Source organism: Marinovum sp. (genome assembly GCF_048263515.1).
GTDB lineage: Bacteria > Pseudomonadota > Alphaproteobacteria > Rhodobacterales > Rhodobacteraceae > Marinovum.
Genome location: NZ_JBLXEC010000011.1, coordinates 55,766 through 76,976 on the forward strand (window position 1 = coordinate 55,766; position 21,211 = coordinate 76,976).

The 21,211-nt window shown below is 65.6% G+C and carries 16 protein-coding genes; 9 read left to right on the forward strand and 7 right to left on the reverse strand.

The genetic code is table 11. The annotated features are described in order from the left end of the window. Positions 1 to 20 precede the first annotated feature (20 nt). The 4 genes from ACN0SE_RS11870 (at position 21) to ACN0SE_RS11885 (ending at position 5,581) form a co-directional block, all read left to right on the forward strand. Positions 21 to 2,423, forward strand: coding sequence for a GcvT family protein (locus ACN0SE_RS11870; RefSeq protein ID WP_417524738.1), 2,403 nt, complete (start codon positions 21 to 23; stop codon positions 2,421 to 2,423). Further along, positions 2,423 to 3,961, forward strand: a complete 1,539-nt coding sequence (locus ACN0SE_RS11875) for a trimethylamine methyltransferase family protein (RefSeq protein WP_417524739.1) — start codon at positions 2,423 to 2,425, stop codon at positions 3,959 to 3,961. The genes ACN0SE_RS11870 and ACN0SE_RS11875 overlap by 1 nt, the downstream gene beginning before the upstream one ends. 13 nt (positions 3,962 to 3,974) lie before the next feature. After that, entirely contained in the window at positions 3,975 to 4,634 is a 660-nt protein-coding gene (locus ACN0SE_RS11880) for a TetR/AcrR family transcriptional regulator (RefSeq protein WP_417524740.1), read from the forward strand. Positions 4,635 to 4,702: 68 nt separating this feature from the next. Further along, the gene (locus ACN0SE_RS11885; RefSeq protein WP_417524741.1) at positions 4,703 to 5,581 is read left to right on the forward strand and encodes a DMT family transporter; all 879 of its coding nucleotides are present in this window, start codon (positions 4,703 to 4,705) and stop codon (positions 5,579 to 5,581) included. 3 nt (positions 5,582 to 5,584) lie between these two features. Here the strand turns inward: ACN0SE_RS11885 and ACN0SE_RS11890 are convergent, their stop codons facing one another. The 3 genes from ACN0SE_RS11890 to ACN0SE_RS11900 all read right to left on the reverse strand — a co-directional run bounded on the left by ACN0SE_RS11890 (position 5,585) and on the right by ACN0SE_RS11900 (position 10,047). Further along, on the reverse strand, positions 5,585 to 7,825 hold the full coding sequence (locus tag ACN0SE_RS11890) for a xanthine dehydrogenase family protein molybdopterin-binding subunit (RefSeq protein WP_417524742.1): 2,241 nt from the start codon (positions 7,823 to 7,825) through the stop codon (positions 5,585 to 5,587). Between the two features lies 1 nt (position 7,826). Continuing rightward, positions 7,827 to 8,288 carry a (2Fe-2S)-binding protein gene (locus tag ACN0SE_RS11895; RefSeq protein WP_417524743.1) on the reverse strand — a complete coding sequence of 154 codons (462 nt, stop codon included), beginning with the start codon at positions 8,286 to 8,288 and terminating at the stop codon, positions 7,827 to 7,829. Positions 8,289 to 8,856: 568 nt separating this feature from the next. Next, complete coding sequence (locus tag ACN0SE_RS11900) at positions 8,857 to 10,047, reverse strand: lytic murein transglycosylase (protein WP_417524744.1); 1,191 nt, start codon at positions 10,045 to 10,047, stop codon at positions 8,857 to 8,859. A gap of 247 nt (positions 10,048 to 10,294) precedes the next feature. On the opposite strand from ACN0SE_RS11900, the gene ACN0SE_RS11905 reads away from it, so the two are divergent. Continuing rightward, positions 10,295 to 10,675: a hypothetical protein gene (locus tag ACN0SE_RS11905; protein ID WP_417524745.1), complete on the forward strand. Its 381-nt coding sequence runs from the start codon at positions 10,295 to 10,297 to the stop codon at positions 10,673 to 10,675. On the opposite strand, the gene ACN0SE_RS11910 is transcribed toward ACN0SE_RS11905, so the two are convergent. Then, positions 10,639 to 11,634, reverse strand: coding sequence for a glutathione S-transferase family protein (locus ACN0SE_RS11910; RefSeq protein ID WP_417524746.1), 996 nt, complete (start codon positions 11,632 to 11,634; stop codon positions 10,639 to 10,641). The genes ACN0SE_RS11905 and ACN0SE_RS11910 overlap by 37 nt on opposite strands. A gap of 751 nt (positions 11,635 to 12,385) precedes the next feature. Beyond that, positions 12,386 to 13,564 (reverse strand): MalY/PatB family protein, encoded by a 1,179-nt coding sequence (locus tag ACN0SE_RS11915; RefSeq protein WP_417524747.1) that lies wholly within the window; start codon positions 13,562 to 13,564, stop codon positions 12,386 to 12,388. A gap of 106 nt (positions 13,565 to 13,670) precedes the next feature. Between ACN0SE_RS11915 and queA the strand changes: the two genes are divergently transcribed. The 4 genes from queA (at position 13,671) to lpdA (ending at position 18,222) form a co-directional block, all read left to right on the forward strand. Next, positions 13,671 to 14,726 (forward strand): tRNA preQ1(34) S-adenosylmethionine ribosyltransferase-isomerase QueA, encoded by a 1,056-nt coding sequence (gene queA, locus ACN0SE_RS11920; RefSeq protein ID WP_417524748.1) that lies wholly within the window; start codon positions 13,671 to 13,673, stop codon positions 14,724 to 14,726. Between the two features lie 98 nt (positions 14,727 to 14,824). Beyond that, positions 14,825 to 16,078, forward strand: coding sequence for an MFS transporter (locus tag ACN0SE_RS11925; RefSeq protein WP_417524749.1), 1,254 nt, complete (start codon positions 14,825 to 14,827; stop codon positions 16,076 to 16,078). 93 nt (positions 16,079 to 16,171) lie between these two features. Further along, positions 16,172 to 16,747 (forward strand): DUF924 family protein, encoded by a 576-nt coding sequence (locus tag ACN0SE_RS11930; protein WP_417524750.1) that lies wholly within the window; start codon positions 16,172 to 16,174, stop codon positions 16,745 to 16,747. 80 nt (positions 16,748 to 16,827) lie between these two features. Next, entirely contained in the window at positions 16,828 to 18,222 is a 1,395-nt protein-coding gene (lpdA, locus tag ACN0SE_RS11935; RefSeq protein WP_417524751.1) for a dihydrolipoyl dehydrogenase, read from the forward strand. Between the two features lie 169 nt (positions 18,223 to 18,391). Here lpdA and gltA read toward each other — a convergent pair whose 3' ends face one another. Beyond that, positions 18,392 to 19,687, reverse strand: a complete 1,296-nt coding sequence (gltA, locus tag ACN0SE_RS11940) for a citrate synthase (RefSeq protein ID WP_417524807.1) — start codon at positions 19,685 to 19,687, stop codon at positions 18,392 to 18,394. A gap of 82 nt (positions 19,688 to 19,769) precedes the next feature. Beyond that, positions 19,770 to 21,185 carry a glutamate--tRNA ligase gene (gene gltX, locus ACN0SE_RS11945; protein ID WP_417524752.1) on the reverse strand — a complete coding sequence of 472 codons (1,416 nt, stop codon included), beginning with the start codon at positions 21,183 to 21,185 and terminating at the stop codon, positions 19,770 to 19,772. Positions 21,186 to 21,211: the final 26 nt, after the last annotated feature.

Sequence of the window (21,211 nt, forward strand, 5' to 3'; positions counted from 1 at the left end):
AAGCCCGGGGAGCGCCTGCCATGAAATCGCACTATCGCGTGGTGGTGATCGGCGGCGGTGTCGTCGGCGCCTCGGTGCTCTATCACCTGGCGCGCTACGGCTGGACCGATGTCTGCCTGATCGAGCGCAACGTGCTGACCGCAGGCTCCAGCTGGCATGCCGCAGGCGGCTTTCACGCCCTGAACGCCGACCCCAATATCGCAGCACTGCAGGGCTATACCATCGACCTGTTGTCAGAGGTCGAGGCCGAGAGCGGGCAGTCGATCGGCATGCACATGACCGGCGGCATGCATCTCGCCGGCACGCCGGACCGCTGGGAATGGCTGCAGGCCAATTACCGCACCTTTCAGTCGATCGGCATCGACGATGTGCACCTCATCACCCCGGAGGAGGCGGCGCAGCTTTCGCCGGTGCTCAACACCGAGGGCATCCTCGGCGGCATGTGGGCCGACCGCGAAGGCTATGTCGACACCACCGGCACCGTGCATGCCTATGCGATTGCCGCGAAAAAGCGCGGGGCCGAGGTGATCGAGCACAACCGCGTGCTCGAGCTGCACCAGACCCCGGACGGCTGGCAGGTGGTGACAGAGAAGGGCACCGTGACCTGCGAACACGTGGTCAATGCCGGCGGGCTCTGGGCCAAGCAGGTCGGGCGGATGGCGGGCATCGAGCTGCCGGTCTCGCCCTTGGCGCATCACTACCTGATCACCGAGGCGATCCCCGAGCTCAAGGACCTCGACGTCGAGCTGCCGATGACCGTCGATCTCGAAGGCTTCACCTATTCCCGCCAGGACCAGCAGGGGATGCTGGTGGGGATTTACGAGTTGAACCCGAAACACTGGATGATGGACGGCGCGCCCTGGGAATACGGCTTCGAGCTGCTGCAGGAGGAACCCGACCGGATCGAGAGCGAATTGTGCCATGTCTTCAACCGCTTCCCGGTGCTGGAAAGGGTCGGGGTCAAGACTTGGGTGCATGGCGCCTTCACCTTTTCGCCCGACGGCAACCCGCTGGTCGGCCCGGTGCGCGGCAAACCCGGTTACTGGTGCGCCTGCGCGGTGATGGCGGGGTTCCTGCAGGGCGGCGGCGTCGGCAAGTCGCTGGCAGAATGGATGATCCACGGCGAGACCGAGGCCGATGTCTTTGGCATGGATGTGGCGCGCTACGGCGATTACGCGGCGAACAAGAGCTATATCCGCCAGACCACTGGCCAGTTCTACGCTCGCCGCTTCGTGATGACCTATCCCAACGAGCAACTGCCCGCCGGGCGGCCGCTCAAGATGGCACCGGCGCATGACGCCATGACCGCTGCCGGCGCGCGCTGGGGGGTGAGCTTTGGCCTCGAGGTGCCGCTCTATTTCGCGCCAGAGGGGTTCGAGGAGACGCCCTCGCTGCACCGCTCCAACGCCTTCGATCTGGTCGCCGCCGAGGCCCGCGCCACGCGCGAGGCGGCGGGACTGCTTGATATTTCGGGCTTTTCCCGCTTCGAGGTTTCCGGCCCAGGGGCGCGCGACTGGCTCGACCGGATGATGGCCTGCACATTGCCCGGCCCGGGCCGCGCGCGTTTGGCGCCGATGCTCAGCCCGTCGGGGCGGCTCAAGGGTGATCTGACGCTGTTCAACTGGGGCGACGGCACCTGGTGGATCATGGGCAGCTATTACCTGCGCGACTGGCACATGCGCTGGTTTGCCGATCATCCCGCGCCGGGCGTTCATGTCGGCGATATCTCCGACACCATCGTCGGCTTCAGCCTGTCTGGGCCGAACGCGCTGAAAGTGTTGGAAAAACTTACCGATGGGCCGGTGGCGGACTTGAAATTCATGGGCTGCGGCGACTTCGACATCGGGCTGATCCGCGCCCGCGTCGCGCGGCTCTCGGTCACTGGCGAGCTGGGCTACGAGATCAATTGCCACGCCGCCGATCACATCGCCCTGCGGCGCATGCTGATGGCGGCGGGGGCCGATCTGGGGCTGCGCGAGATCGGCTACGAGGCGCTCGACAGTCTACGGTTGGAGAAAAGCTTCGGCATCTGGTCGCGCGAATTCACCCAGATCTACACGCCCCGGCAGACCGGCATGGACCGCTGGATCGACTGGGGCAAGGAGTTCGTCGGGCGTGCGGCCGCGCTGGCCGAGCGCGATGGCAATGGCCCGGCGCGGCAGATCACCCCGCTGGTGATCGACGCCGAGGACGCCGACGCCAGCGGCTACGAGCCGATCTGGCAAGGCGAGCGGCTGGTGGGCTACGTCACCTCGGGCGGGTACGGCCATACCCTGGGTCAATCGCTGGCATTGGCGATGCTCGACCGGGAGGTGACAGAGGTCGGCACAGAGCTGACGGTGCATGTGGTGGGCAAGGCGCGGGCGGCGCGGGTGGTCGCGCCGTCACCTTATGACCCGCAGGGCAAGGCGATGAGGGCGTGATGAGCGACGACACCAGACAGCGCCGGCGCAAACGCGCGCCCCGCGGCACCGAGGCGCACCAGAGACAGGTGAATTACACCGAGCTGCGCAGCCCGTTCCCGATCATGAAGGCCTTTTCCGACGACCGGATCGAGGCCATTCACGAAGCCGCGCTGACCCTGCTGGAGACCGTCGGGATCAAGGTGCTGCTGCCCGAGGCGCGGCAAATCCTGCGCGCGGCCGGCGCCTTGGTCGACGAAAACAGCCAGATGGTGCAGATCGGCCGCGAGATCGTGCGCGCCGCGCTGGCCACCGCGCCGCGGCGGGTGGTGGTCAAGGGCGGGCGGCCCGAACGCGACGTGACGCTGGAGCTGGGCCGGCTGGTGTTTCAGCCCGGCGGCGGCACGCCGCATGCCTCTGACCTTCTGCGCGGGCGGCGGCCCGGCACGGGCCGGGATTTCCGCGAGCTGGTGCAGCTGACCCATCATTTCGACGCGCTGCAGATGGTCTCGGCGCTGCTCGAACCGCAGGATGTCGCGCCGGCGCTCCGGCATTACTTCATGATCGAGGCGCAGCTGACGCTGATGGACAAGGCGCCCTTCGTCTATGGCCGGGGGTCTCCGCAGGTCCGTGAGAGTTTCGAGATGATACGTGATTTCAGGGACTTGTCTGACGAAGCTTTTGCAGAACATCCACATTCCTACACCGTCATCAACACCAACTCGCCGCGCCAGATCGACATTCCCATGGCCCAGGGGCTGATCGATTTCGCCCGCCACGGCCAGATGGTCATCGTGACGCCCTTTACCCTGATGGGGGCAATGGCGCCGATCACCGTGGCCGGTGCGATGACTCTGAGCCATGCCGAGGCGCTGGCTGCGATCACCCTCAACCAGCTGGCAAAGCCCGGCGCGCCGGTGCTCTACGGCACTTTCACCTCGAACGTCGACATGAAGTCCGGCGCGCCAGCCTTTGGAACGCCTGAACATTTTACCGCCTCGCTGGTCGCCGGTCAGCTGGCGCGGCACCTCGGGCTGCCCTGGCGCTGCGCCAGCGGCGCTGCGGCGGCGGCCTCGGATGCGCAGGCGGCCAACGAGACGCAGTTCGGGCTCTGGGGCTGTCTGCTGTCGGGCGCGACCGTGGTGATCCATGCGGCGGGCTGGCTGGAGGGCGGGCTGACGCTGGGCTACGAGAAGCTGATCACCGACATGGAGGTGCTGCAGATGGTGGCCGAGCTCTGCACGCCGACCTCGGCCGAGGACGCCGAGCTGGCGATGGACGCCCTGGCCGAGGTGCAGCCGGGCGGGCATTTCTTTGGCTGCGACCACACCATGGCGCGCTACCAGACGCAGTTCTATGCGCCGTTGGTGGCCGATTGGTCGAACTACGGCCGCTGGCAGGAGACCGGCGCCCTGACCGCCACCGAGCGCGCCACCGGTATCTGGCAGAACATCCTGAAAGCGGATAGACGCCCCGAGGTCGACCCCGCGCGGCTCGAGGCTCTGCATGGCTATATCGACCGCCGCAGCGCTGCGGGCGGGGCGCCACCGGAAAGCTGAAGGACGCTGACAAATGCCAAACGGCCCGCTGCTGCACCGCGACGACCCGGACAAGGAACCGCTGGTCGGCCATGTCAAGGTGACCCGCGAAGACTGGCTCAACGTCGCACGAGACATCCTCGTCACCGATGGCGTGGGCGAGGTCAAGGTGCTGGCCATCGGCACGCGGCTCGGCGTCTCAAGGTCCAGTTTCTACTGGTATTTCAAGAGCCGCAAGGACCTGCTGACCCAGCTGCTCGACGATTGGGAGGCGCGTAATACCGCCCGGATCGAGGCCCATTGCGCGCAAGAGGCCGCGACAATCACCGGTGCGGTCTGCAACTTCTTTCGCTGTTTCCTCGACCCGGCGCAATTCGACCAAGGCCTCGATTTCGCGGTCCGGGAATGGTCGCGCCGTGATGGTCAGGTGCGTCGCCGTATCGACTTGGCCGACAAGGCGCGGATTGCCGCCGTCACCGCGATGTTCCGGCGCTATGGCTATGACGCCTACGAGGCCGACGTCCGCGCCCGCATCCTGTATTTCATGCAGCTGGGCTATCACGCGCTCGACCAGACCGAGCCGATGGCCGACCGGATGGCGCGCACCCGAGGCTACCTGCTGGGCTTTACCGGGCAGGAGGCCGACCCGGAAGCGTTGGAGGACTTCCTCGCCTTTGCCGCACGGCTGGCCTGAGCGCATTTCCTGCGAGACGCCACTGCCGCTTCGGGGTAGACCCCGCCCGAGGCAAGGGAGCAGGGCAGATGACACAGGCCGCACGGCTGGCAGGCATTTTCGCGGTGATCGCGGCGGCGGCGCTTTGGGGCACCACCGGCACGGTGCAGGCGCTTCTGCCCGAGGGCAAGCAACCGCTGATCGTCGCCGCCCTGCGGCTGGGTTTCGGCGCGCTGTCGCTGATCGTGCTGGCGCTGGCGCGGACCGAGAGCCGGCGGGCCTTTGGCGCGTTGCCGCTGGGCGGCGTGCTCTTTGCCGGGCTGTCGATCGGGCTTTATAACCTTTTGTTCTTCTGGGCGGTTCTGGAAACCGGCGTTGGGGTCGGCACCGCCATCGCCATCGGCTCGGCGCCGCTCTGGGTCACCGCTTACGAGATCGTCGTCAAGCACCAACTGCCCGCCGGGCTGCGGGCGCTGGGGCAGGGCGTCTCGATCCTCGGCGCGGCGCTTCTGGTGCTGTCTGATGCCAGCGGCGCGGGCGGCTCGGTGTTGGGCGTTACCCTCGCGGCGCTGAGCGGCGCGGCTTACGCCGCCTATTCGCTGGCCACCAGCCGCATCAGCCAGAGCGCGCCTTCGGCCACCGTCGCCGCCGCGACCTTTTCGGTTGCAGCATTTGCGGTGCTGCCGGTGTTCCTCTTCGTGCCCATCGGCTGGCTGGCCGCGCCGCAGGTCTGGCCGGCGCTGATCTTCCTCGGCGTCTTTGCCACCGGGCTGTCTTATGCGCTCTACACCTGGGGGCTGGGGCGGGTCGCGGCCTCGACCGCGGTGACGCTGGCGCTGATCGAGCCGCTGACCGCCTGGGTGCTGGCGACGCTGGTGGTGGGCGAGCCCTTGAGCGCGGTCAAGCTCGCCGGCGCCGCACTGCTGATTGCCGGATTGGCAATCGTGACGATCTTTCCGCGGCGCTAGGCCTCAGGCGAAATCGACGAACTTGGCGAAAGGCATTTCGCGTAGCCGGGTGCCAGTGGCGGCAAAGATCGCGCCGGCCAACGCCGGGGCTGCGGGGGGCACCGGCGGCTCACCGATGCCGCGGATTTTCTCGCCGTTCTCCAACCCGCGCACCTCGATCTCGGGCGTCTGATAGAGCCGCATCGCCGGGTAGCTGTCGTAATTCGACTGCTCGGCGATGCCGTCCTCATAGGTGATCTCGGCGTTGATCGCATGGCCCAAGGCAAAGATCACGCCGCCCTGGACGAGGTTCTCAAAGTTCACCGGGTCGAGCACCCGACCGACCTCGGCCGCGACCCAGACCTTTTCCAGCTTGATGCCGTCGTCGGTCTGGCGCACCTCGATCACCTCGGCGCAGCGCACGCCGAAACTGGTGGTCAGCGCCACGCCGCGGCCGCGACCGGCGCCAAGCATGCCCTGCCACGAGGACATTTCGCCCACCGCTTCGAGCACCTTGCGCGCCAGCGGATCGTTGCAGAGCCTGAGCCTTTCCTCCAGCGGATCGGCGCCGGCGGCATGGATCAATTCGTCCAGCGCGGCATTGTGGAAGAAGCCTGCATGCGAGGCCCCGACCGAGCGCCAGGATGAGATCGGCGCCAGCGGCGCGGCGCGGTAGCCGGTCACCCGGTGGTGCGGGATGGCAAAGGGCGCGTTCCAGGCGCCAGAGACGATCTGGCTGTCGGGACCGGGCACCGAGATGCCCTGACGACCCATCTGGGAAACCATGACCGAGGGGCTGGCAATGGCGAGATCAAGCGCCGTGACCTGGCCGTTGTCCACCGCGCCGCGCAGCCGTGCTATGGCGATCTGGCGGGGAAAGTCATGGGTCATGTCCTCCTCGCGCGAATAGGTCAGCTTGATTGGCGTGCCCGGCATCTGCACCGCGATCTCGGCGGCGCGTTTGACCACCTCGTCCTCGAGCCTGTGGCCGAAGGAGCCGCCCATCATCTGCACATGCAGCGTCACGTCTTCGGGGTCGATCCCGGCGATGCGGGCGACGTTTTTCTGAACGAAACGCGGGACTTGCGTGCCAGTCCAGACCTCGACCTTGCCGCCCTGGATGCGCACCACGGCGCTGATCGGTTCGAGCGGCGCATGGGCGAGGTAAGGCGCGCGGTATTCGGCCTCGATCACCTCGGCATTGTCGAGCGCGTCGTCCACGTCGCCGTCATCGCGCTGTCGGCTGTCCTGTTGGTCGTCATTGAAGGCCTGTGCCAGCGCCTGCCAATGCTCGTCCATCGTGGCCGGCATCTCGGCCGGTCCCCAGGTGGCCTCGACGGCCTGCGCCGCCTGAAAGGCGCGCCAGGTGTTGTCGGCCACCACGGCGACGCCGCCGGTGACCGGCAGCACCGCCTTGACGCCGCGCATCTGTTCGGCGGTGCTGCCGTCGAAATCCACCAGTGCGCCGCCCTGCGCCGGGTTCAGAACCACGGCGGCGTGCAGCATGCCGTCGATCTCGACGTCGATGCCGTAGGTCTGCGTGCCGGTGCATTTGGCCAGCATATCGATGCGCTGCATTGGCTGGCCAAGATAGCGCCATTCGGACGGTGCCCGCAGGGGCACGTCCTGCACCACGTCGACCTCGGCAAGCGCTGCGATCAGCGTTTCGTAGGGCAGGGCGGTGCCGTCGGGCAGGATCACGGCGCCGGCCTCGGTGCGCAGGTCAGCGGCGTTGTGGCCGGTCTGCTGCGCGGCAGCCAGTTTCAGCGTTTCGCGGGCAGAGGCGGCGGCGGCGCGCAGCTTGTCGAACTGGTCGGGCACGGTGGTCGAGCCGCCGGTGATCTGCATGCCCATCATCTTCATCACCGCGCCGACGGCGGTTTCCGCCACGCCGCGCATCAGGCCTTCGGAGGGGACCGAGAATTCGGCCGCCTCTTCGGCCAGGGCGGTGTTCCAGTAGGCCGCGCCCGGCGGGCCGGGATCAACCCGAACCTGTGCGAGGTCGAGGTCGAGCTCTTCGGCCAGCAGCGCCGCCTGGATGTGATAGGCGCCCTGGCCCTTGTCGGCGCGCGGGGTGATCAGGGTCACGCCCTCTGCGTCGAGCCGGAGGTAGGGGGTGAGCGCGGATTCACCCTCAGCGAGCGCCTGTTCCAGCGGATTTTCGTGAGGCTTGCGAATGGCGTAGACGCCAAAGGCAATGCCACCGGCTGCGGCGGCGGTACCCACCAGAAAGGCGCGGCGGGTGAAGGTCTTCAGGCGGCCCATTTCAGCTCTTCTCCAGCGCGGTGGCGGCGGTATGGATCGCGGCGCGGATGCGCGGATAGGTGCCGCAGCGGCAGAGGTTGCCCGACATCGCCTCGTCGATCGCCTCGTCGGTGGGGCTTGAGTTTTCCGCCAGAAGCGCCGCGGCCTGCATGATCTGGCCGGATTGGCAGTAGCCGCATTGCGCCACCTGGTGCGCGACCCAGGCCGCCTGCACCGCGTGCAGGGCGTCCGGCTGGCCGAGGCCCTGGATTGTGGTGATCTCGGTGCCTTCGGCATCCGCCGCCCAGACCTGACAGGAGCGCACCGGCTCGCCGTCGAGATGCACGGTGCAGGCGCCGCATTGCGCGATGCCGCAGCCGTATTTCACGCCCTTGATCTTGAGTTCGTCCCTCAGGACCCAAAGAAGCGGCATGTCGTCCTCGACATCCACCTCATGCGCCACGCCATCCACGGTCAGTTTCATGTGCCCTCCGGCGTTGTTTGCGGTGAAGGTAAGGGCTGGGCGGGGGCGGTGCGAATGTGACGTGGCGTTAGGTGTGTGTGTCGGTTGGGGTCAGGTGCTGTGTCGCGTTAACAGCGGCCAGAGGCCGCCGCGGATCGCCGGGCCGCCTCCACGGCACGGCGATTTGTCTGCCATCAGCGCGCCGATCCGATCTTCTTCGGACTTGGCCGGGATAAAGCACTGCCGAACTCAGGTCAGGTCGCCGCACCGCGGCCCGACAATGCACGGCTTGTACCCGGCGTCACGGGAATTAGCGCTCCGGCGCGTTAACAGCGGCCAGCGGCCGCTGCGCATCGCCGGGCCGCCCCCCGGCACGGCGATTTGTCTGCCATCAGCGCGGCGATCTGTTCATCTTCGGACTTGGCAGGGATAAAGCACTGCCGAACCAAGTGAGGATCGCCGCACCGCGGCCCGACGATGCGCGGCTTGTTCCTGGCGCAACGGGGACGAGCCCCAAGCGCTGCAACCGCGTCCAAACGGCCCGGGCATCGCCGCACCGTGGCCGGACGATGCGCGGCTTCCTACCACGTCACAACCGGTTCAACAGCTCCCGCGTCGGCCAGGCGTCCGCCGGCATCCCCAGCTCCTTCTGCACCTCCTGCACCGCATTGCGGGTGCCGGAGCCGAGAATGCCGTCGATCTCGCCGACGTCATAGCCGCGCGCCTGCAGCTTGCGCTGCAGTTGCTTCATCTCTTCACCTTCAAGTCCGGGCTCGGGGTTGCCGGCATCGAACACCGCCGATCCTTCCAGACGATTGGCGAAATAGGCCGCCGTCAGAACGTAGACAAAGCTCTTGTTCCACTCGAAGTAGACGTTGAAGTTCGGATAGGCAAAGAACGCCGGACCCTTGCGCCCCTGCGGCAGGATCAGCGCGGCGGGCAGGTCGGCGGCGCGGCCTTCGCGCACCTTCACGCCCATCGCCTCCCACTCAGAGGTCGGGCGCGGCTGGTCAAGACCGGTGAGCGACCAGTCGAGGTCGGAAGGCACCGTGACCTCCTGCAGCCAGGGTTCACCCGCCCGCCAACCCAGATCGCGCAGCATGTTGGCGCCCGACAGCAGCGCATCGGGGGCCGAGGTCTTGAGGGTGACCTTGCCGTCACCATCGCCGTCGACACCGTTGGTCAGGATGTCCTCGGGCAGCATCTGCACCATGCCGATCTCGCCGGCCCAGGCGCCGGTGGTGGTGCGGGGGTCGAAGCTGCCTTTTTCGTAAAGCTCGAGCGCGGCAAAGACCTGCGGCCGGAACAACTCGGGCCGGCGGCAGTCATGCGACAGGGTGACCAAGGCGTTCAACGTATTGAAATCGCCTTGAACCTGGCCGTAATCGGTCTCGAAGGCCCAGAACGCCAGAAGCACGCCGGGAGAGACGCCGTAATCGCGCTGCATCCGGTCGAAGATCTCGGAATAGCGGCGCTGGTTGGCCTTGCCATTGTCGATGCGGTTCTGGCTGATCAGCCGGCGGGCGAAATCGACGAAGGGCATCTGGAACACCCCCTGCCGCTGGTCGGCGCGCAGCACCGCCGGGTCCTGACGAACGCCGGCAAAGAAGCCATCGACGGCACTGGCGGAATGGCCCTTGGAGAGCGCTTCGGATTTCAGCCCGTCGACAAACTGCGAAAAGCCGCCGCCGCAGGCCTGGGCCAGGGCAGAAGTGGAAAAGGCGGGCGAGGACAGGGCGAGCGCGCAAGCCAGAACGGAAGCGCTGCGAAAGACGGTCATGAGAGATCCTCTGATGAGCAAGTGTCCAGCGCAACCTAGCAGCCATCGGGCAGGGGACAAGCGCTTAGCCGGCGCGCGGGCGGCCGGGCTGAGCACGAAATCGTGGGCAGAGAGTTACCGACTGGCTTGGGGAAATTAACGGGTTGTTAATAAAATGGGCAGAGGCTGCAGGTCGGGGAGCGCAGTGAACTGTCAGAAGCTGGAACCGGTGGCCCGATCAGGGCCGCCGGCGATTTAGGTCGGGATCATGCACGTACTCATCGTCGAATCCAATCCGTCGCTCGGGCTCTTGTGGACCCGGCATCTCGAGCGTTTCGGCGCCAGGGTCGTGCTGGTCGACAGCGACGCCGGCGCCATTCAGGCGCTCTGCGACACGGTCTTCGAGGTGATCATCCTCAACCTCGTGGTGGGCGACGGGGCGGCGCTGACGGTGGCGGATTTCGCCTCTTACCGACAGCCCGCCGCCCGGATCATCTTTGTCACCAATGCCGGCTTCTTCTCGGATGGCTCGATCTTCCAGTTCTTCGCCAATGCCGCCGCGCTGGTGCCCTCGACCACGCGGCCAGAGGATCTGGCCGCGCTGGTCGAACATCACGCCGCTTTCGGAACCGCCGCGTCGCGCCCGTGAGGCGCATCGAAGTCGATCTCGGGGCCGATCGGGATGATCCGGTGCGGATTGATGGTGTCGTGGCTGTAGTGGTAGTGGCGGCGGATGTGGTCGAAGTTCACCGTCTCGGCCACGCCGGGCATCTGGTAGAGCTCGCGCGTGTAGGCCCAGAGGTTGGGGTAATCGACGATCCGGGCGCGGTTGCACTTGAAGTGGCCGTGGTAGACGTGATCGAACCGCACCAGCGTGGTAAACAGCCGCCAATCCGCCTCGGTCAGCCTGTCGCCCATCAGGTAGCGCTGCGAGGCGAGGCGTTTCTCCAGCCAGTCGAGCGTGTCAAAAAGCGGCGTGATCGCGGCGTCATAAGCCTTTTGCGTGGTGGCAAAGCCGGCCTTGTAGACGCCGTTGTTGACGGTGTCATAGACCCGCGCGTTGACTTCTTCGATCTCGGCGCGCAACCCTTCGGGCCAATAGTCGTCGTGGTTGCCGGTGATCTCGTCGAAGGCGCTGTTGAACATGCGGATGATCTCGGCGCTTTCATTGCTGACGATGGTCTTCTGCACCTTGTCCCAGAGCACCGGCACGGTCACCCGGCCGGACACCTTAGGATCGGCCTTGGTATAGAGATCGCGCAGGAAGGGCAGGTCGTAGAGCCGGTCGCCGGTGGCGGCGGGGTAGTCGTCATCGAAGCTCCAGCCGTCAGACAGCATGTCGGGGTGGACGACGGAGACGCCGATGAACTCTTCCAGCCCCTTGAGCTTGCGGAAGATCAGCGTGCGATGGGCCCAGGGGCAAGCGAGGCTGACATAGAGGTGATAGCGCCCGCATTCCGCCGGAAAGCCGCCGTTGCCAGTGGGGCCGGGGCTGCCGTCCTTGGTGATCCAGTTACGGAATTTCGCGGTCGAGCGCTTGAAGGCGCCGCCGGTCTTGTCGGTGTCATACCATTGGTCGTGCCACTCGCCGTCAATCAGAAGTCCCATGTCAATCTCCTTGAGTTGTGACGGGATATAGCTCTGATCTGCGCACAGAACACCGGTATGACCGCGCATGACCTGCGCATGAGCGAACAGTGGGTGAAGGTCCAGGTGCAAGCCGGGCCAGCGGCTGCCCGCGGGGTGCCGCTGAAACGGGTGTTCGACGGCGCTTTATGGTTGCCTAATCCGGAGAAGACCGGGTCGACGCGTTTACGTCGACAAAGCGGCAGCCCGTTGGGGCGGGCAGCCGCTGGCCCGGCGGCCTGCGGCCTTGATTCCGGGCTTGGGGGGCTCGGATCAGGGGTTGGCAAAGGGGCAATGGCGAAACGTTGATCCGAGGGTCAGCGGCTGCCCGCGGGGTGCCGCTCTGCCAGGTGTTCGGCAGCAATTTATGTTTGCCAAATCCGGAAAGGATCGGATCGACGCGCCTACGTCGACAAAGCGGCAGCCCGTTGGGGCGGGCAGCCGCTGGCCCGGCGGCCTGCGGCCTTGTTCCGGGCTTGGGGGGCTCGGATCAGGTGTTGGCAAAGGGGCGTTGGCGAAACGTTGATCCGAGGGTCAGCGGCTGCCCGCGGGGTGCCGCCCAGCCGGGTGTTCGGCAGCGCTTTATGGTTGCCAAATCCGGAGAAGACCGGGTCGACGCGTTTACGTCGACAAAGCGGCAGCCCGGGGGGCGGGCAGCCGCTGGCCCGGCGGCCTTGCGGCCTTGTTCCGGGCCGGGGGCGCGTCGATCAGGCGTAGAGGCGCCTGCAAAGCCCTACTGCAAATCCCCGAAGGCCAATTGCAGACGTTCCACCGCCGCGATCACCCGGGATCTCGGCGTTGCAAAGTTGAACCGCAGGAAGGTCTCGCCGCCCTTGCCGAAGGTCGGTCCGTGGTTGACGGCGATTTTCGCCTCCTTCTCGACCCGGCGCAGCAGTTCCTCGTGGTCCATCCCGGTGCCCTTGAAATCGGCCCAGGCCAGGTACGTGGCCTCCAGCGGTACCGACTGCACCCCGGGCAAGCTGTTCAGACCCTCGTCGATCACCCGGCGATTGCCGTCGAGATAGTCGACCAACGCATCGACCCATTCAGCCCCCTCGGGGCTGTAGGCCGCCTCGATCATGTTCATGCCAAAGGCATTGGCGCCGATCCCCAGCCCGCCCATCGCGGCGGTATACCGCGCGCGCAGCCGGTCGTCGGGGATGATCGCGTGGCCCACCAGATGCGCGGCCAGGTTGAAGGTCTTGCTGGTGGCGCCCAGCACGATCAGCCGGTCGCGGGCCTCCGGCGCGGCCACGTCGGCGGCGACGAAGCTGTGACCGGGAAAGACGATGTCCTGATGAATCTCGTCAGACACAAGGATCAGGTCGTGGCGCTGGCAGAAGTCGGCCACCGCGCGCAGTTCCTCGGCCGACCAGACCCGTCCGCCGGGGTTGTGCGGCGAACAGAGCAGCAGCACCTTCTCGTGGCCGGTCATCTGCGCGTCCCAGGCCTCGAAATCCATCTCGTAGCGGCCGCCGCGATTGGCCAGCTCGCATTCCACCGGCACCCGTCGGGCGGCGCGGATGATCCGGCCAAAGGCATGATAGACCGGCGACATCACCACGATGCCGTCGCCGGGATCGGAAAAGGCATGGATCGCCAGGGCGGCACCGGTCACCACGCCGGGGGTATAGCGGATCCAGCTCTCCTCGATCTCCCAGCCGTGGCGCTCTTTCATCCACCAGGCAACCGCTGCATTGGTGGCCGAGGCATCGCCGAAATAGCCATAGACACCATGCGCCACCATTGCCTCGAGCTTGTCCTGAACGGCCTGCGGCGGGCGGAAATCCATGTCGGCGACCCACATCGGGATGCCATCCTTGGGCGAGACGCCGTAGTGCCCCTCCATCGCGTCCCATTTCGAGGAATGGGTGCCGCGCCGATCGATGATCTCGTCGAAATTTGTGCTCATTGGCGAACTCCTGTTCTTTGCCCGGACGCTAGCAATTTGCCGGCCGGATGCAAGACCGGCCCCGGCGTGGATTGCCCCCGTGCAGGAGCCGCGCTAGAGGGGGCGCATGCAACTCTCCGATTTCGATTTCGACCTGCCGCAAAGCCATATCGCCACCCGTCCAGCCCGCCCCCGGTCCTCGGCCCGGTTGCTGGTGGCCCAAGGCGAAAAGGTCACCGATGCCCATGTCTTCGACCTGCCGGACTGGCTGCGCCCCGGAGACCGGCTGGTGCTGAACGACACCCGGGTGATCCCGGCACGGCTGGTGGGTACGCGGGCCCGCCAGGGCGCTCAGGGGCTGACCGAGGCGCGGATCAACGTGACCTTGCTGGAACCGCAGGCCGATGGCACCTGGTCGGCGCTGATCAAGCCGCTGAAAAAGGTGGCCGAGGGCGAGGTGATCCGCTTTTCCGAGGCGCTTTCAGCAGTGATGGAAGGGCGGGCTGACGGGCAGGGGCGCTTGCGCTTCAACCTCGAAGGCGAGGATTTCGACGCCGCCCTGGCCGAGGCCGGCGCCATGCCGCTGCCGCCTTATATCGAGGCGCTGCGCCCGGCGGACGAGCAGGACCGCGAGGATTACCAGACCGTCTGGGCCGAACGCAAAGGCGCCGTGGCCGCGCCCACCGCATCGCTGCATTTCGATGCGCCGCTGCTGGCGGCGCTTGAACAGCGTGGCGTGCAGTTCACCAAGGTCACGCTGCACGTGGGGGCCGGCACCTTCCTGCCGGTCAAGGTCGACGACGTGACCACCCACAAGATGCACGCCGAATGGGGCGAGGTCAGCGAAGCGGCCGCCGCCGAGATCGCCGAGACCAAGGCCCGGGGCGGTCGCGTGATCCCGGTAGGCACCACCGCGCTGCGGCTGATCGAAACGGCGGCACGGGACACCGGCGCGATCCGGCCCTGGCAGGGCGACACCGACATCTTCATCTACCCCGGCTTCACCTTCAACGTCACAGATGCGCTGATAACCAATTTCCACCTTCCGCGCTCGACCCTGATGATGCTGGTGGCGGCGCTGATGGGCCGCGAGCGCATCTTGCGGGTCTACGATCACGCGATCCGTGAAGGCTACAGGTTTTTCTCCTACGGCGATGCCTCGCTCTTGATCCCGCAAAGTTAATCTGAGAGGCGTCAGGTCCAGCCCGGATTGAGTCGCAATCGGGCCAGCGTTGACACCGGTCTGGCAGTAGCTTGCCCGAAGATAGAGGGATTAGACGCATGATGGCCGTGGTTTCAAACGCCTGGGCGTTGCTCTTGGGCATTATGCTCCTGATGGTCGGCAACGGTCTGCAAGGCACGCTTCTGGGTGTGCGCGGCGAGATCGAGGGCTTCACCACCCTCGAGATGTCGATCGTGATGTCGGCCTATTTCGTGGGCTTCCTTGGCGGATCGCGCATGGCGCCCGAGATGATCCGCCGTGTCGGTCACGTGCGAGTGTTTGCTGCGCTGGGCTCGTTCATCTCTGCCGTGCTGATCCTCTACCCGGCGCTGACCCATCCGATCGCCTGGACCGTCGGGCGGGTGATCATCGGCTTCTGTTTCTCCGGCGTCTACGTGACTGCCGAAAGCTGGCTCAACAACGCCGCCACCAATGAAACCCGGGGCCAGACGCTCTCGGCCTACATGATCGTCCAGATGGTGGGCATTGTCGCGGCGCAGGGCCTGCTGCTGGTGGCCGATCCTTCGGGCTACGGCCTGTTTGTCATCATCTCGGTGCTGGTTTCGATCTCCTTTGCGCCGATCCTGCTGTCGATCTCGCCGACACCGGCCTTCGACACCACCAAACCACTGAGCCTGCGCGAGCTTTACGGCATCTCGCCACTGGGCTGCATCGGCATGTTCCTGCTGGGCGGGGTGTTCTCGGCGCAGTTCGGCATGGCGGCGGTCTATGGCGCCGAGGCGGGGCTGAAACTTGGCCAGATCTCGATGTTCGTCGCCGCCTTCTACATCGGCGCGCTGGTGATACAATATCCGCTGGGCTGGCTGTCTGACCGGATGGACCGGCGGATGCTGATCCTGGCCGCAGCGCTGATCTGCGGGTTGGGCGCCTTTCTCGGGGCCCTCACGGGGGGCTATTTTCCGGCGCTGCTGGTCGCTGCCTTCATCATCGGCGGCATGTCGAACCCGCTCTATTCGCTGCTGATGGCCTATACCAACGATTACCTCCAGGTCGAGGACATGGCCGCGGCCTCTGGCGGGATGATCTTCATCAACGGCGTCGGCGCGATCTCCGGCCCGCTGATCACCGGCTGGGCGATGGGATTCTTCGGCCCTCCGGGCTATTTCCTCTACATCGGATCGCTGATGGTACTGATGTCTGGCTATGCCGCCTATCGCGCAATGGTGCGGCCGTCGCTGGAAATCGAAGACACCACCAGTTATGCGCCCGTGGCCCCCTCGGCCACCATGGTCGCCGTCGAATTCGCGCAGGAATATGCCGTTGCCGAGGCGGAAGAGAATGAAAAACCCTGATAAAGTGTTAACTCTGTCGCAATTTGTGAAGATCATTTTATCTAAACATTATGTAACGTGAATATAACGGGGGTGAATTTGAGGAGACCAATGATGGTTGCACCCGAAGATATCCTGGCCTTCTGGCTGGACGAAATCGGTCCCGACGGCTGGTACGCCGCCGATGAGGCCCTTGACGCGCAGATCCGGGAGAAGTTTCTTTCGGCCTGGACCAGCGCGATGGAGGGGCGTCACGCGCTCTGGCTGACTTATCCCAGCGGCACGCTGGCCTACCTGATCCTGCTGGATCAGTTCCCGCGCAACATGTTCCGCGGCGAGGCCCGGGCCTTCAGTTCCGACCGGATCGCCCTGGCGGCCGCCAAGGGCGCGATCGACAAGGGCTATGATCTCAAGATCGACCCGCCGGCGCGGCAGTTCTTCTACCTGCCGCTGATGCATTCGGAGAACCTCTGCGATCAGGAACGCTGCGTGCGGCTGATGGCCGACCGGATGCCCGACGCCGAAGGCAACCTGCTGCACGCCCGTGTCCATCGCGAGATCATCCGCAAGTTCGGCCGCTTTCCCTATCGCAACGAGGCGCTGTCGCGCCGGCACAGCCCGTCCGAGCAGGCCTTTCTGACCGAAGGCGGCTATGGCGAGACCCTGCAGGAGCTGCAGCAGGCCAGCTGAGCCTGCGCGCCCCAAGCGGCGATTGAAGCCCGGCCAGCCATCGGCTAGCGTTTCCCGACAACAGACCGGGAGGCGCAGCAATGGCAGGCCAGAGCTTTGACATGATCGTAATCGGGGCGGGGCCTGGCGGCTATGTCTCCGCCATCCGCGGCGCGCAGCTGGGGCTGAAGGTCGCCATTGTCGAACGCGAGCACATGGGCGGCATCTGCCTCAACTGGGGCTGCATCCCGACCAAGGCGCTGCTGCGCTCGTCGGAAGTCTTTCACCTGATGCAGAACGCCAAGGCCTATGGTCTCAAGGCCGAGACGGTGGACTATGATCTCGACGCGGTGGTCAAACGCTCGCGCGGCGTGGCCAAACAGCTCAACGCCGGCGTCGGCCACCTGATGAAGAAGAACAAGGTGACCGTGGTCATGGGCGAGGCGACGCTGCCTGCGCCGGGCAAGGTCACGGTCAAGACCGCCAAAGGCGGCGAAGAGCTGACAGCCAGGAACATCGTGCTCGCCACCGGCGCCCGCGCGCGGGAACTGCCGGGGCTCGAGGCCGACGGCGAACAGGTCTGGACCTACAAGCACGCGCTGCAACCCCCTCATATGCCCAAGAAGCTGCTGGTCATCGGCTCCGGCGCCATCGGCATCGAATTCGCCAGCTTCTACAACACCCTGGGGGCAGAGACGACAGTGGTCGAGGTGATGGACCGCATCCTGCCGGTCGAGGATGCCGAGATCTCGGCCTTCGCCAAGAAGGCCTTCGAGAAACAGGGCATGACGATCCGCGAGGGCTGCATGGTCAAGCAGCTCGACCGCGCCAAAGGCAAAGTCACCGCGCATCTGGACCAGGGCGGAAAGGTCACGAAGGAAGACTTCGATACGGTGATCTCGGCTGTGGGCATTGTCGGCAATACCGAGGGGCTGGGGCTCGAAGACCTCGGCGTGAAGGTCGAGAAGACCCATGTGGTCACCGACAGCCACTGCCGCACCGGTGTCGAGGGGCTTTATGCCATCGGCGATCTCGCCGGCGCGCCCTGGCTGGCGCACAAGGCCAGCCACGAGGGCGTCATGGTGGCCGAGCTGATTGCCGGCGGCGACCCCCATGCCGTTGACCCCGCGGCCATCGCCGGCTGCACCTATTGCCAGCCGCAGATCGCCTCTGTCGGGCTGACCGAGGCGCAGGCGAAAGAGGCCGGTCACGAGATCAAGGTCGGCCGCTTCCCCTTCATCGGCAACGGCAAGGCCATCGCATTGGGCGAGCCGGAGGGCATTATCAAGACGATCTTCGACGCCAAAACCGGCGCTCTGCTGGGGGCTCATATGGTCGGGGCCGAGGTGACCGAGCTGATCCAGGGCTATATCGTCGCCCGTCAGCTCGAGACCACGGAAGAAGACCTGATGAACACCGTCTTCCCGCATCCGACGTTGAGCGAGATGATGCACGAAAGCGTGCTGGATGCCTTTGACCGGGTCATTCACATGTAGGCGTTGCGCCCGCCGCCGATGTGGTGTGGCGTATTTAAGAAAGAGAAGAAGCAGCAGGGTCTTCTTCTCTTTGGCAAATACGCCAAACCGACCGTGACGCCGGGTGCTCCGGTCACGAAAAAGGCGCCCCCGGTGAGGGAGGCGCCCTTGAATTTCCTGGAAAAGCAGATCAGCGCTTTTCGATATCCACGTAGTCGCGCTGGGTCTCGCCGAGGTAGAGCTGGCGGGGCCGGCCGATCTTGTTCTGCGGATCGGTCAGCATTTCCTTCCACTGGCTCACCCAGCCGACGGTGCGCGACAGCGCGAAGATCGGGGTGAACATCGAGGTCGGGAAGCCCATCGCCTCGAGGATGATGCCGGAGTAGAAGTCGACGTTCGGGAAGAGCTTCTTCTCGGCGAAGTAGGGATCTTCCAGCGCCTGACGCTCCAGTTCCTTGGCGGTGGCCAGGATCGGGTTGTTCTCGACGCCGAGCAGGTCGAGCACCTCGTCGGCGGACTGCTTCATCACCGTCGCGCGCGGGTCGAAGTTCTTGTAGACGCGGTGGCCGAAGCCCATCAGGCGGAACGGATCGTTCTTGTCCTTGGCGCGGGCGATATACTCGGGGATATTCTCGGGCGAGCCGATTTCCTTGAGCATTTCCAGGCAGGCCTGGTTGGCGCCGCCGTGGGCCGGGCCCCAGAGGCAGGCAATGCCGGCCGCGATACAGGCGAACGGGTTGGCGCCGGAGGAGGAGGCGAGGCGCACGGTCGAGGTCGAGGCGTTCTGCTCGTGATCGGCGTGCAGCGTGAAGATCCGGTCCATGGCGCGGGCGAGGATCGGGTTGACCTCGTATTCCTCGGCCGGGACCGAGAAGCACATGCGCAGGAAGTTCGACGCATAGTCGAGATCGTTGCGCGGATACACGAAGGGCTGGCCGGTGTGGTACTTGTAGGCCCAGGCGGCAATCGTCGGCATCTTGGCGATCAGCCGGATCGAGGCGACCTCGCGCTGCCAAGGATCGGAGATGTCCGTGGAGTCGTGGTAGAAGGCCGACATCGCGCCGACCACGCCCACCATGATCGCCATCGGATGGGCGTCACGGCGGAACCCGCGGAAGAAATACTGCATCTGTTCGTGCAGCATGGTGTGGTGGGTCACCCGGCTCTCGAAATCCTCGAGCTCGGTGGCGGTGGGCAGGTTGCCGTAGAGCAGCAGGAAGCAGACCTCGAGGTAATGCGATTTGCCGGCCAGCTGGTCGATCGGGTAGCCGCGGTGCAGCAGCACGCCTTCTTCGCCGTCGATATAAGTGATGGTCGAGTCGCAGGCCGCCGTCGAGGTGAAGCCCGGATCATAGGTAAAGACACCCGCCTGGCTGTAGAGCTTGCGGATGTCGAGCACGTCCGGACCCACGGTCGGGCTGTGGATCGGGAGCTCATAGCTCTGATCGCCAATCGTGAGGTTCGCGGTCTTGTTGCTGTCTGCCATGGTCATCCCTTCGTCCTTGTGCCGCGCAATCCTGCAGCGGCCATCTATAAAGTCACGTGACGGTCAATCGGTTAACGAAATCTCAACCGGTGCCTTCAGCGGCCTGGGTCAGGCGCAGGATCGTTTCGTCCTTGCCCAGAACCAGCATCATGTCAAAGACGCTGGGGGTCACGGCGCGCCCGGCCAGAGCGGCCCTCAGGGGGCCTGCCATCTTCCCGAATTTGATCCCGAGCGCCTCGCCAACCTCGGCTGTGGCCGCCTCCAGCTCTTCCCGTGACCAGCTAACATTTTGCAACTGCGGCGTCAATCTCGCCAGTATACCACGGGATACATCGTCGAGGTTTTTCGCGGCCTTCTCGTCCGGCCGGACCGGGGTGTCGGTGAGCGCAAAGTGTGCTTTTTCAATCAGTTCCGGGAATGTCTTCGCGCGTTCCTTGAGGCAGTACATCGCGCTCAGCATTTTTGTTTTCTGCGCCTCGGTCAGCGGGGCGTTACCGGTAACATCGAGATATGCCTGCAATTCTTGCAGCAGCGCAGCATCGTCGGCCACGGCGATGTGCTGACCGCAGAGATTTTCCAGCTTCTTGAAGTCGAAGCGCGCCGGCGATTTGCCGATGCCGTCGAGGCCGAACCACTGGATGGCCTGGGCATCGGTAAAGAATTCATCGTCGCCATGGCTCCAGCCCAGCCGCGCGAGATAGTTGCGCATGCCGGCCGCGGGATAGCCCATCGCCTGATATTCCTCGACCCCGAGCGCGCCGTGGCGCTTCGAGAGCTTCTTGCCGTCGGGCCCGTGGATCAGCGGGATATGCGCCCAGACCGGCACGTCCCAGCCCATTGCCTCGTAGATCATCATCTGCCGCGCGGCATTGTTGAGGTGATCATCGCCGCGGATCGCATGGGTCACGCCCATGTCGTGATCGTCGACAACCACCGCCAGCATGTAGACCGGCGTGCCGTCAGAGCGCAGCAGCACCATGTCATCGAGCTGATCGTTGCGGATGGTGACATCGCCCTGCACCTGGTCGCGGATCACTGTCGCGCCCTCCTGCGGCGCCTTGATCCGCACCACGAAAGGCGCCTCGGGATGGGTCGCCGGATCGGCGTCGCGCCAGGGCGAGCGGAACAGGGTCGATTTGCCCTCGGCCTTTGCGGCCTCGCGGAAGGCGGCGATCTCGTCCTGGGTCGAGAAGCACTTGTAGGCCTTGCCCTCGGCCAGAAGCTGGTGCGCCACCTCGGCGTGGCGGTCGGCGCGGGCATGCTGGCTGATCACCTCGCCGTCGTGGTCGAGCCCGAGCCAGTCCAGCCCGCGCAGGATCGCATCGGTGGCCTCGGGGGTCGAGCGTGCGCGGTCGGTGTCTTCGATGCGCAGCAGGAACTTGCCGCCACGGCCGCGGGCAAAGAGCCAGTTGAACAGCGCGGTGCGGGCGCCGCCGATGTGAAGGAAACCTGTGGGCGAGGGGGCGAAACGGGTCACCACCGGAGAGACGTCGGACATGGGGGCCGTTAACCTTTCGATAACCA

Coding starts and splice junctions, on each gene's coding strand:
- ACN0SE_RS11870 (WP_417524738.1), top strand. CDS start 21: ATGAAATCGCACTATCGCGTGGTGGTGATCGGCGGCGGTGTCGTCGGC.
- ACN0SE_RS11875 (WP_417524739.1), top strand. CDS start 2,423: ATGAGCGACGACACCAGACAGCGCCGGCGCAAACGCGCGCCCCGCGGC.
- ACN0SE_RS11880 (WP_417524740.1), top strand. CDS start 3,975: ATGCCAAACGGCCCGCTGCTGCACCGCGACGACCCGGACAAGGAACCG.
- ACN0SE_RS11885 (WP_417524741.1), top strand. CDS start 4,703: ATGACACAGGCCGCACGGCTGGCAGGCATTTTCGCGGTGATCGCGGCG.
- ACN0SE_RS11890 (WP_417524742.1), bottom strand. CDS start 7,825: ATGGGCCGCCTGAAGACCTTCACCCGCCGCGCCTTTCTGGTGGGTACC.
- ACN0SE_RS11895 (WP_417524743.1), bottom strand. CDS start 8,288: ATGAAACTGACCGTGGATGGCGTGGCGCATGAGGTGGATGTCGAGGAC.
- ACN0SE_RS11900 (WP_417524744.1), bottom strand. CDS start 10,047: ATGACCGTCTTTCGCAGCGCTTCCGTTCTGGCTTGCGCGCTCGCCCTG.
- ACN0SE_RS11905 (WP_417524745.1), top strand. CDS start 10,295: ATGCACGTACTCATCGTCGAATCCAATCCGTCGCTCGGGCTCTTGTGG.
- ACN0SE_RS11910 (WP_417524746.1), bottom strand. CDS start 11,634: ATGGGACTTCTGATTGACGGCGAGTGGCACGACCAATGGTATGACACC.
- ACN0SE_RS11915 (WP_417524747.1), bottom strand. CDS start 13,564: ATGAGCACAAATTTCGACGAGATCATCGATCGGCGCGGCACCCATTCC.
- queA (WP_417524748.1), top strand. CDS start 13,671: ATGCAACTCTCCGATTTCGATTTCGACCTGCCGCAAAGCCATATCGCC.
- ACN0SE_RS11925 (WP_417524749.1), top strand. CDS start 14,825: ATGATGGCCGTGGTTTCAAACGCCTGGGCGTTGCTCTTGGGCATTATG.
- ACN0SE_RS11930 (WP_417524750.1), top strand. CDS start 16,172: ATGGTTGCACCCGAAGATATCCTGGCCTTCTGGCTGGACGAAATCGGT.
- lpdA (WP_417524751.1), top strand. CDS start 16,828: ATGGCAGGCCAGAGCTTTGACATGATCGTAATCGGGGCGGGGCCTGGC.
- gltA (WP_417524807.1), bottom strand. CDS start 19,687: ATGGCAGACAGCAACAAGACCGCGAACCTCACGATTGGCGATCAGAGC.
- gltX (WP_417524752.1), bottom strand. CDS start 21,185: ATGTCCGACGTCTCTCCGGTGGTGACCCGTTTCGCCCCCTCGCCCACA.